This window comes from Streptomyces avicenniae, assembly GCF_000719135.1.
Taxonomy (GTDB): Bacteria; Actinomycetota; Actinomycetes; order Streptomycetales; family Streptomycetaceae; genus Streptomyces; species Streptomyces avicenniae.
This window is the reverse complement of sequence record NZ_JOEK01000008.1, coordinates 45,158-55,685: the sequence shown is the minus strand read 5'-3', so window position 1 is coordinate 55,685 and position 10,528 is coordinate 45,158. Positions and strand designations below refer to the sequence as shown.

The window sequence follows — 10,528 nt, the reverse complement described above, 5'->3', positions numbered from 1 at the left end:
CGCCGACGTCGGCCCCCGCCAGCGACCACGCTGCCGGGGGCCGACGCCGTTCCGCACCGCCGGGTGCGTCAGAGCAGGTCCTCCACCACGATGGGCAGGTTGCGCACGCGCCTTCCGGTCGCGTGGTGGACGGCGGCGGCGATCGCGGCTGCCGTGCCCGCCTGGCCGATCTCCCCGACGCCCTTGACGCCCAGCGGGTTGACGACGTCGTCCGTCACCTCGACCAGCTCCACGTCCACCTGCGGCGCGTCGGCGTTCACCGGGACCAGGTAGTCGCCCAGGCTGGGATTGGCCCAGCGGCCCGCCCGCCGGTCCATCACCGACTGTTCGAGCAGCGCCTGGCCCATGCCCCAGAGCATCCCGCCCATCAGCTGGCTCTTGGCCGTGCGCGCGTTGAGCACCCGGCCGGGCGCGAAGGCGCCCACGAGCCGCCGCACCCGCACGAGCCCGAGGTCCCGATCGACGGCCACCTCGGCGAAGTGCGCGCCGAACGTCATCATCGCGTGCGTGGGCTCGCCCTGCGGCGGGGCCCACGAGCGGGTGGCCTCCGCGTCCGGCTGGTGCGCGCGCAGCAGCAGCTCGGCGTAGCTCTCGCCGGTGTCCCGGCGGTCGCGCAGGACCATCCGGCCGCCGGACAGCCCGACCCGGCCCGGATCGGCCCCGTGGAGCGGGGACCCCGGGTCGGCGACGGCCTGGGCGATCAGCTGGTCACGCAGCGCGACCGCCGCCCGGTGCACCGCGGCGCTGATCATCCCGGCGCCTGTGGACCCGACGGCGGACGCCAGGTTCGGCAGGTCCGTGTCGCCCGCCTCGAAGCGGACCCGCTCCACGGGCAGGCCGAGCGCCTCCGCGGCCACCTGCGCCATCGCGGTGCCCACCCCCGTCCCGAACTCGGAGGCGGCGGCCTGCGCGACCGCGCTCCCGTCCGCGTAGACCCGCACCCTGGCGCGCTGCGGGTTGACGGGGCCGGCCGCCGGATAGGCGGCGCTCGCCATGCCGAGACCGACCAGCCAGTCGCCGTCCGCGACGGGGCCCGCGGCGCGCCGGTGCCAGCCGATCAGCTCGGCGCCGCGCCGGTAGCACTCCTTGAGCCCCTTGCTCGACCACGGCTTCTCCGTGACGGGATCGGTGTCGGCGTGGTTGCGCAGCCGCAGCTCCAGCGGGTCGAGGCCCAGCTCCCCTGCGAGCTGGTCGAGCGTGGACTCCAGGGCGAACAGGCCGCTGGCCTCGCCGGGACAGCGCATGAACGTCGGCGTCATGGTGTGGGCGCGGCCGAGCCGGTAGACGCCCTCGTAGGCGTCGCAGGCGTAGAGCTGCGCCCCGACCTCCAGGGAGGTCTCGGCCCAGTCGTCGTGCTGCGAGGTGGGGGAGAGCTTGTGGTGGCGCAGCGCCGTCAGCCGTCCCTGCCGGTCGGCGCCGAGCGAGACGCTGTGCTCCTGCTCCTCCCGGTGGCCGCAGGAGGTGAACATCTGCTCGCGGGTGAGCGCGAGACGCACCGGACGGCCCACGTGCCGGGCGGCCATCGCGGCCAGGGTGGAGTGGTGCCAGATCGACGCCTTGGCGCCGAAGCTGCCGCCCACGTAGTGGCTGATCACGCGGATGTCCGCGTGCGGGACGCCGAGCAGCGCGGCGACGGTGTGCTGGGTGGCGTTCGGCCCCTGGGTGGCGTCGTGGAGGAACAGCCTGCCGCCCTCCCAGTGGGCGGTGGTCGCGGAGGTCTCCAGCGGGTTCTGGTGGTTCGCGGCGAGGTGGTAGGTGGCGTCCACCCTGACCTCCGCGCGGTCGAGCGCCGCCTCGACGTCGCCGCGGGACGAGTGGCCCGGCACGAAGCCGCCGAAGAGCGAGTCGGGCACCTCGGTGCGGTCCCTGATCTGGTCGATCACGGTGACCGCCGGCTCCTCCTCGTAGGTGAACTCGACCAGGCCGGCCGCGTGCAGCGCCCGTTCGTACGTGTCGGCGACGACCAGGGCGACGTGCTGCCCCCCGTAGTGGATCGTGGCGTCCTGCATCGGGAAGAACGTCTCGCCGGGCGAGGGCCCGCCCAGCAGCGACGGCAGCACGGGGGGCTGGGCGGCGATCCGCGGCAGGTTCTCGTGGGTGAGCACCGCGATGACGCCGGTGGCGGCCAGGGCGGGAGCGGCGTTGACACGGGTGATCCGCCCGGCGGCGATCCTGGACCCGGCCAGCACGGCGTACGTCAGCCCGGGCAGGGGGATGTCGGCGCTGTAGCGGGCGGCGCCCGTGGTCTTGGGGCGCCCGTCGATGCGGGGGAGGGGCTGGCCGATGACGGCGCTCATGCCGCGCCTCCCGCCGGGGTCAGCGAGGTCAGCGCCCGCACGATGGCGCGCTGGGCCAGCTCGACCTTGAACGCGTTGGCGGGCGTCGGCCGCGCGGCGGCCATCTCGGCGCGTGCCGCGACCGCGTACGTCTGCGCGTCGGCGGTGCCGCCGAGCAGCATCCCCTCGGCCTGCCGTGCGCGCCACGGCTTGGTCGCCACCCCGCCCAGGGCCAGCCTGACCCCGGTGACCAGGCCGTGTTCGACGCGCAGCGTGGCCGCCACCGAGACGAGCGCGAACTCGTAGGACTGCCGGTCGCGGAGCTTGAGGTAGCGGGAGTTCCGCGCGGTGGGGGTGTCGGGGATCTCGACGGCGGTGATCAGCTCGCCGTGCTCCAGGGGGTGTTCGCGCTCGGGGGTGTCGCCTGGTTCGAGGAAGAAGTCGTCGATGTGGTGGGCCCGTTCGCCCGTCGTCGTCGCGGTGAGCACCCGCGCGTCCAGCGCGGTCAGCGCCACGGCCAGGTCGGAGGGGTGGACGGCGATGCAGCGGTCGCTGACGCCGAGCACCGCGTGGTTGCGGTTGACGCCGGTCAGCGCGGCGCAGCCGCTGCCGGGGGCGCGCTTGTTGCACGGGGACGCGCCGTCCCTGTAGTAGCCGCAGCGGACGCGCTGGAGCAGGTTGCCGCCGATGGACGCCATGTGGCGCAGCTGCGCGGACGCGCTCAGCTCCAGGGACTCGGCGACGAGCGGCAGGTGGTCCCTGACCGCCGGGTCGGCGGCGACGTCGCTCATCCGCGCCAGCGCGCCGATCCGCGTCCCGCCGTCGTCCGTGCGGTCGATGCCGGTGAGCGGGAGGGCGTTGATGTCGATGAGCGTGGCGTGCCCGAACACCCCTTGCCGCAGCAGGTCCACCTGCGTCGTGCCGCCCGCCAGGTAGGTGCTGTCCCGGTCGCCGCTGACCGCCTTGACGGCCTGGGACACCGCCGTGGCGCGCGCGTAGCCGATCGGTCTCATGCGTCGTGCTCCCTGTCGTGCGCCGCCATGTCGTCCCGCGCCGCGAGGATCGCGGTCCTGATGTGCGGATAGGCGGCGCACCGGCACAGGTTGCCGCTCATCCACTCCTTGATCTCGGCCTCGTCCGAGGCGCGCCCCTCGCGCACCAGCGCCACCGCCGACATGAGCTGGCCCGGCGTGCAGTAGCCGCACTGGAAGGCGTCCGCGTCGATGAACCGCTGCTGCATCGGGTGCAGCGCGTCCCCGTCCGCGAGGCCCTCCACCGTGGTGACCTCGTGGCCCTCGCAGGTGATGGCCAGGGTGAGGCAGCCGAGGACGCGCCGTCCTTCCACCCACACCGTGCAGGCGCCGCAGGTGCCCTGGTCGCAGCCGCGCTTGCTCCCTGTGAGGTCGCAGCCGTCGCGCAGCGCGGACAGCAGGCTCACGCGCGGCTCGATGTCCAGGTGGTGCGTGGTGCCGTTGACCTTGAGGGCGACCGTCACCGGGCCCGGGCCGCGCAGGAGGGGCGGATCGGTGTCCGTCCCGCGCGTCACTGGTTTCTGCGTCGTCACCGTGGAGCCTCCACTGTGTGCCTTGAGGGGGGTTTGTCGTGTTCTGTCCGAGCGGTGGCGAGTGTAGTGAACGGGGGGCGCCGTGGGCGTCGCGCCTGGCGTGGTGTCCGTGTGCCGTCCGGCCGGTCCGTGTGGCGGGGGAGGGGACGCGCTCAAACCTCTCCGGCGCAGATTTTTGCCTGGATTACTCCTTTTGCCCCATTCGGGTATCGGTCGTAGCGTCGAAGGAGAGCGTGTCCCGCATCGGCGCAGCCGGCATCGGCGGACCGAGCCCCGGACACTCGGCAACCGGCACACCTGAGAGGACGAGTCGCATGACCTTTGTGACCACGCGCGACGGTACGGACATCTTCTTCAAGGACTGGGGAAGCGGCGCGCCCGTCGTCTTCATCCACGGCTGGCCGCTGAACGCGGACGCGTGGGAGGACCAGATGAAGCTGGTCGCCGACAACGGTTTCCGGGGCATCGCGCACGACCGTCGCGGCCACGGCCGCTCCGACCAGCCGTGGACCGGGTACGACTTCGACACCTTCGCCGACGACCTCCACGACCTCATGGAGGCGCTGGACCTGCGGGACGCCACCCTGGTCGCGCACTCCATGGGCGGCGGTGAACTGGCCCGCTACATCGGCCGCCACGGCACCGCCCGCGTCAGCAAGGCCGTCATGGTCGGCGCCATCCCGCCGATCATGCTGAAGTCCGACGCCAACCCGCAGGGCACGCCGCAGAAGGTGTTCGACACCCTCAAGGACGGCATCCTCAACGAGCGGTCGCAGTTCTGGATCGACACCGCCGAGATGTTCTACGGCGCCAACCGCCGCGGCAACAAGGTGACCGAGGGCAACAAGCGCGCGTTCTGGCAGATGGCCATGATGGAGAGCATCGAGGCCGGTGTCGCCTGCGTGGACGCGTTCTCCGCCACCGACTTCACCGAGGACCTGCGGAAGTTCGACATCCCGACGCTCCTCATCCACGGTGACGACGACCAGATCGTGCCGATCGACGCGGCGTCGAAGAAGTCCGTCGAGATCATCCCGGACGCGACGCTGAAGATCTACGAGGGCGCGGCCCACGGCCTGGCCAACGTGCCCGGCACCAAGGAGTGCTTCAACAAGGACCTGCTCGCCTTCCTGCGCAGCTGACGTCCCGCACTCCTGGCAACCCCCGGCATCGCGCCGGGGGTTGCCGCGTCGCGCGGGTATCCGCGTCGGTCCGCCCCCGTCGCCCTCGCCCGCCCCTCGGCACACGCGTTCAGGCCCGGGGCGAGGGATCGAGGCACCCTCGACACCGAGCGGAGCAGTCAGTTCACTCTCCGCATGGGAAACAGGAAACAACCTCGACCGCCTTGTCCCCCTCGTGCTCGGTGCGCCAGGCTGACGTTCAGTGATCGAGCGCTTCACAGGCGGCTCGTTCGTGGGAGTCGGGATGCCTGAGCGCACGGAGTCGTTCGGACCTGAACTCCGCAGGCTCCGCATGGCAGCCGGTCTCACCCTCGACCGTCTGGTGGGGCATGTCCACTACAGCAAGAGCCATCTCAGCAAGGTCGAGAACGGCCAGCAGCGGCCCACGCCGGAGCTGGCGCGGCTCTGTGACGTGGCGCTCGGTGCAGGCGGTGCTCTCGCCGCCCTCGTACCGGTACCCGAGGTGCCTGCACGGCCCTCCCCTTCCCAGAACGACGGCGAGGTGTGGTTGTTGCGTATGGAGAAGAACGGTTCGAGCCGGTTCGATTCCGTGGACCGGCGACAGGTCGCCGCCGCCGGCGCCGGTTCCATGCTCACCCTGAGTCTCGGCGGCCTTCCGGCTTTCGCCGATGAACAGGGCGCGAGCCTGGTGGACGCGTCCCGTCTCCTGTTTGCCCAGTTCCGCAGGCTCGGCCAGACCACGGCTCCCGGACTGCTCCTGCCCTCCTTGGTCGCCCAGACCCATGCCGTCGAACAGATGGCCCAACGGTCGGGGGGCCGTACCCGCGGTCAACTGCTCGCCATCGCGGCACGTTTCGCCGAGTACACCGGCTGGATGGCCCAGGAGTCGGGCAGTGAGGAGGCCGCGCTCTGGTGGACCGACCGCGCGGTGGAACTGGCGAGAGCGGGCGCCGACACGCACCTGGCGGCCTACGGTCTCGTCCGCCGGGGGCTGGTCAGCCTCCTGCACGGCGACATCGCCCAGGCCACCGCACTCACCGAGCAGGCGCTCAACACGCAGGCACCTCCCCGGGTCCGTGGGCTGGCGGCCCAGCAGCAGGCCCAGGGACACGCCCTGCGGGGTGACCACCACGCGTGCATGCGCCGACTCGACGAGGCGCGCGAGTTACTCGGCGCCGACGACGCGGACTCCGGTATGCCGGTGCTCGGCTCCGCACACGTGCCGGACGTCGTGTCGATGTACACGGGCTGGTGCCTCTACCACCTGGGACATCCGCGGCGCGCGGCCGAGATCCTCGCCCGCGAGTGCGCCCGTATCCCCGAGCACGCCGTGCGGAGCAGGACGCGCTACGGCGTCCGTCTCGCCCTGGCGTACGCGGGCGACGGGGAAGTCGAGCGCGCCTGCGAACTCCTGCACCCCTTGCTCGGCCAAGCCGGGCTGGTGCATTCCTCGACCATCACCTCGGACGTGCGACGTATCGCCCGCATCCTGGGCCGTCACCCGCGCAACTCCGCGGTCAGGGCGTTGAGTCCGGACCTGGCCGCCGCCCTGGCCACCCTGCCACCCCCCGCGTCCCGATGACACCCTCCCCGAGAAAGGACACGCTCCCGTGCCCGCAGTATTCATCAACTACCGCACGACAGACGGAAAGGAAGTGGCGAACACCTTCTACGACGAGCTGTCCCGGCGCTTCGGTGACGGCGCCGCCTTCCTGGCGGCGAAGTCCATCCCTCCCGGCAGCAACTACATCGACGCGATCCACGAGGGAGTGCGGCGCTGCTCGGTCCTGCTCGCCCTCATCGGCCCTGGATGGCTCGACACCCCCCACAAGGAGCAGCCGGGCATGAGGGCGCTCGACGCGGAGAAGGACTGGGTCCGCCGGGAGATCGAGGAGGCGTTCGCCCACGGCGTGACGGTCATCCCCATCCTGATCGGGCGGAGCGCCGGGCAGCTCGACCGCCGGGCCCTTCCCGCCTCGATCGCCGGACTCGCGGAATGCCAGTACATGCGCTGGACCTTGCGGACCACGCGGCACGACCTGGCGCACATCGGTGATCGGCTGGCCCAGCAGGTGCCCGAGCTGGCAGCGGCCGACCAAGGCGCCCTCCCTCAGCAGGCCGAGGGTGCAGCTCGGCCTGAGGCACTCCCGGACCGACACATCCGTGACGAGGTCCGCACCACAGGTCAGAGCGGAGGGATCGGCAACGTGAGCGGCGTCCACGGAACGGTCATCGGGGAGGCGAACGCGCCGCTCCACACCGGGTCAGGCACTCAGGTCAACGGCACTCAGGTCAACGGGACCCAGGTCAACGGGACCCAGGTGCACGGCACCCAGATGAACGGGACCGAGGTGAACGGCGACGGCAACGTGGTCGGCGGAAGCGACTTCGGCGGGCTTCAGCAGCAGTTCGGTCCGTCCCGTCGTCGGCGGGAGCAGGACCGGTGACATCGGCCTCCACCCATGTCTCCCAGGCCGCCGGTCCCATGGCGACCGGCTCGGGGGATCAGTACAACTTCACCGTGCTGATGTCCGAGGTCTTCGAGCGGCTCGGTACGCGGAGCCGTGATCCCCGGACCGTCGCCGAGCACGACCTCCGCTGGCTCAACCAACGCTTCGTCCGCCCCAGGCATTTCATGAGGGCGAGCAAGCTGCTGCGTGAGCACAGGACCGTCGTCCTCACCGGGCAGCCGGGCAACGGCCGTCGCACGGCTGCACTGATGCTGCTGTACGAACTCACCATGAGCGGCAAGGGAATGCACGAGATCGACCCCGGCGCTGATGAGGACGGCGCTGTGCTGGAGCGTGGGTCCGTCGGGGAAGGCGACCGGGTCTGGCTGGACCTGTCGGCAGGCGACGCGTCCTACTTCCGACAGGTGCAACCCGCCCTGTCCTCGTTCCGTGCCGAGATCGAGGAGCGCCGGGCCCACCTGGTCGTCGTCGTCCCGGCACACCTGTCGGCGGTCGCACCTGAACTGGACGCGCTCAGAGTCACCTTGGGGCGACCACGCGCGGACGAACTCCTGATGAGGTACCTCCGCCGGGAGCAGATCACTCCCTCGACCGGTGACCTGTCGGCACCCGAGCTCTCGGAGTTCCTCGCCACCTCTCCCCTGCGCGACGTGGCGAGGCTGGCCGGCCTCATCCGTGAGGCGAGTGCGGCTGCCCCGGAGGGACGGTTCGGCGACTGGTTGCCCGGTGCCCTTTCCGAGGTCTCGGACAGCGGCTCGGCCACCGCCGCCTTCGTTGCCGAGCTGGAGAACGGACGTCAACGAGCCCTCGCCCTCACGGCCGCCATGTTCCACGGCTGCCCCCCGGACGCCGTGCACGGCGCGCTCGCCGAACTGCTGAAACGGGTGGGCCACCCCGAGGACGGACGCCCCCGGCTCGACCGATCCGATCTCACCGCGGAGCTGGACCACATCAAGGCCCGTGCCGTGTCCTCCTCAGGCATCCGCTTCGATCACCCAGGCCGTGACCGGGCGGTCCTGACGCACTTCTGGACGTATTTCCCCGACCTGCGCCCGGCCTTCCGGGAATGGGTGCAGGACCGCGTGGCCACCGCAGGTCTGACGTCGGACCAGCGGCGTGACGTCATCTCCCGGTTCGCCGGGCAGACACTCCGCTGCGGACACCCCGGAGATCTGATGGAACTCGCACGCGCCTGGACGGCGACCACCCCGGGGGCACAGCTGGTCACCGACGCCGTCCAGGCACTCGCGGAGGGGCTCCGGCACGACTCGGAGAGCCGCGATCTGCGTCGCCAGATCCTCGACCAGGCGCGCGAGCCCGGCCGTCCATCAGCCTTTCGCCTGGCGCTCACCATGGCCTGTTCGCAGGTCATGGCCGTGAGCCATCCTGATCAGGCACTGGTGCGCCTGCACCATCTCGCACGCCATGAGACGACTGCCGAACGTCGGCCCGCGCGCGATGCGCTGCTCGACCTGGCGCTGGGCGAAGCCCGGTTGTGCGGTCTGCTGCTCGGCCGCCTCGCTGTCCACGGGCTCGTCCCGGGACGCACCTTCGCCCCGGACAGCGCGATCTTCCTGGCGCTCGCGGACCGCTTGTCCACCCAGGCACCGCCACACCACGCCGTTCCGGCAGGAGAGCGCCTGACCGCCTGCTGGGCCGCCGTGCTCCGCCATGGCACGCACCAGCAGTGGGCACCTCACGTCCTGCACTGGCTGGAAGCCGCACGGACCGCGGACGAGGACCGTGACGATCTTCTCGCCACCCTTGCCGTAGCCGGTGCGTCGCAACCACAGGCCACCGCCCGGATGTACGTCATCTCCCAGCGCTGGGCCACGGCGCCCGCTCCGGACCGTCCGGACCGTCAACGCGTCGCGGACCGATTTCGGTTCGCGCTCGACACGGCGCAGGGCATCGGAGAGACGGTCACCTGCGGGGCGCCCACCGAGGAGCCCGCGCAGTGACCTCGGGACACCGGACACTCACCGCGTTCCTCGCGGTCATCTGCTCCCTCGTTCTGGCGATCCTGGGGCTCAGCCTGGACTGGCCCCCGTGGCTGTGGTGCGTCGCCGGGACCGGGCTGCTGGCCGTGGTGCTCCTCGCGCTCGGTACGAGTCCCCGGCCGTACGGCTACATCCCGCCGGAGAACACGCTGGAGCCCGACGTGCCGCAGGCCCCGCCACGTCAGGAGCAGCGCGTCAGGGACGTGGCGCTGCCCAGTGCACTGCCCGACTACGACTTCCTGTTCTCGGCGACCATCCGATGGGTGCCCGAGGAAGCCGATCCTCCGCCGTACTTCGACCCGGGCGCCCTGGCCATGCAGGGAGTCGTGCTGCGAGCCCGCGCCTTCGCGGCGCGACAGGACCCCAGGAGCAGTTCCCTGGCCCAGCACCAGCTCAGCGGGGTCCTGGGCGTGATGGAACCCGATCCGTCGTGCCGTGTGATCGCCATGGCCAAGGACGTCAGGCTGACGCTCTCGGAGACCGATCAGCGGCGCCTGAGCGCGCTGTCGGACGTACGCAAGGACGAGGAGGTGTGGGAGCACGAGCGCAACTACGAGCGCAGCAAGCGCACCTACCTCACCGACGACGTGCTCAAGGACCCGGGGAGTGCCGTTGTCTGGTGGCTGGCGAGGAACGGCGAGCAGGTGGAGCACACGGTCGAGCGGATCGGTCTGCTCGCCCGGCTCTCGGCGGCGGCCAACAACAGCGAGGTCGTGGAGCCGTTCCGTGACCTGGCGTACCCGTACCCACCTCCTCCTCGGGAGACCTTCGCGGACGAGGCACCGGCCGAGCCGTCGCAGGCCCGGTCGGCCGAGTCCCTCGCCGAGGATCTGATGAGCTGGCTCGGCCTGGACCGGGAGGATCCGACGATGCGCCTGCTCGCCGACCGGTTCGCCGACTACCTGCGCGCCGCGGGCAAGAAGGAGGAGGCGGACGACTTCGCAGAATTCTTCCGGCTCCCCGAGGAGGAGCCTTCGGACGATCCTCCGGAGGACGTGACTCCCTGACACCCCGGGATCTCGCCGGGACAGCACCTCGGCCGGGCCGGTCGTCCCGGCCCGGCCGTTCGGTCATC

At 71.5% G+C, this 10,528-nt stretch carries 8 protein-coding genes; 5 read left to right on the top strand and 3 right to left on the bottom strand.

Translation table 11 applies throughout. The features are described from left to right. Positions 1-68: 68 nt before the first annotated feature. From IF27_RS14060 to IF27_RS14050, 3 genes are read right to left on the bottom strand one after another with little or no spacing between them, the layout of a single operon-like run. Complete coding sequence (locus tag IF27_RS14060) at positions 69-2,297, bottom strand: xanthine dehydrogenase family protein molybdopterin-binding subunit (RefSeq protein WP_052849908.1); 2,229 nt, start codon at positions 2,295-2,297, stop codon at positions 69-71. Beyond that, complete coding sequence (locus IF27_RS14055; RefSeq protein WP_052849907.1) at positions 2,294-3,289, bottom strand: FAD binding domain-containing protein; 996 nt, start codon at positions 3,287-3,289, stop codon at positions 2,294-2,296. Before IF27_RS14055 ends, IF27_RS14060 begins: the two co-directional genes overlap by 4 nt. Next, positions 3,286-3,840: a (2Fe-2S)-binding protein gene (locus IF27_RS14050; protein WP_052849906.1), complete on the bottom strand. Its 555-nt coding sequence runs from the start codon at positions 3,838-3,840 to the stop codon at positions 3,286-3,288. The genes IF27_RS14055 and IF27_RS14050 overlap by 4 nt, the downstream gene beginning before the upstream one ends. Positions 3,841-4,154: 314 nt before the next feature. Between IF27_RS14050 and IF27_RS14045 the strand changes: the two genes are divergently transcribed. The 5 genes from IF27_RS14045 to IF27_RS14025 all read left to right on the top strand — a co-directional run bounded on the left by IF27_RS14045 (position 4,155) and on the right by IF27_RS14025 (position 10,460). Beyond that, on the top strand, positions 4,155-4,982 hold the full coding sequence (locus IF27_RS14045; protein WP_052849905.1) for an alpha/beta fold hydrolase: 828 nt from the start codon (positions 4,155-4,157) through the stop codon (positions 4,980-4,982). 283 nt (positions 4,983-5,265) lie between these two features. Continuing rightward, entirely contained in the window at positions 5,266-6,564 is a 1,299-nt protein-coding gene (locus tag IF27_RS14040; RefSeq protein WP_052850081.1) for a helix-turn-helix domain-containing protein, read from the top strand. A gap of 28 nt (positions 6,565-6,592) precedes the next feature. Further along, on the top strand, positions 6,593-7,429 hold the full coding sequence (locus tag IF27_RS14035; RefSeq protein ID WP_052849904.1) for a toll/interleukin-1 receptor domain-containing protein: 837 nt from the start codon (positions 6,593-6,595) through the stop codon (positions 7,427-7,429). Then, a complete protein-coding gene (locus IF27_RS14030; RefSeq protein ID WP_052849902.1) occupies positions 7,426-9,414 on the top strand; it encodes an nSTAND3 domain-containing NTPase in 1,989 nt (662 codons plus the stop codon). Before IF27_RS14035 ends, IF27_RS14030 begins: the two co-directional genes overlap by 4 nt. Continuing rightward, positions 9,411-10,460, top strand: coding sequence for a hypothetical protein (locus tag IF27_RS14025; protein WP_052849900.1), 1,050 nt, complete (start codon positions 9,411-9,413; stop codon positions 10,458-10,460). The genes IF27_RS14030 and IF27_RS14025 overlap by 4 nt, the downstream gene beginning before the upstream one ends. Positions 10,461-10,528: the final 68 nt, after the last annotated feature.

What these genes read in the sequence shown, in the direction of transcription:
- IF27_RS14060 (WP_052849908.1), bottom strand. Translation starts at nt 2,297, where the DNA reads ATGAGCGCCGTCATCGGCCAGCCCCTCCCCCGCATCGACGGGCGCCCC.
- IF27_RS14055 (WP_052849907.1), bottom strand. Translation starts at nt 3,289, where the DNA reads ATGAGACCGATCGGCTACGCGCGCGCCACGGCGGTGTCCCAGGCCGTC.
- IF27_RS14045 (WP_052849905.1), top strand. Translation starts at nt 4,155, where the DNA reads ATGACCTTTGTGACCACGCGCGACGGTACGGACATCTTCTTCAAGGAC.
- IF27_RS14040 (WP_052850081.1), top strand. Translation starts at nt 5,266, where the DNA reads ATGCCTGAGCGCACGGAGTCGTTCGGACCTGAACTCCGCAGGCTCCGC.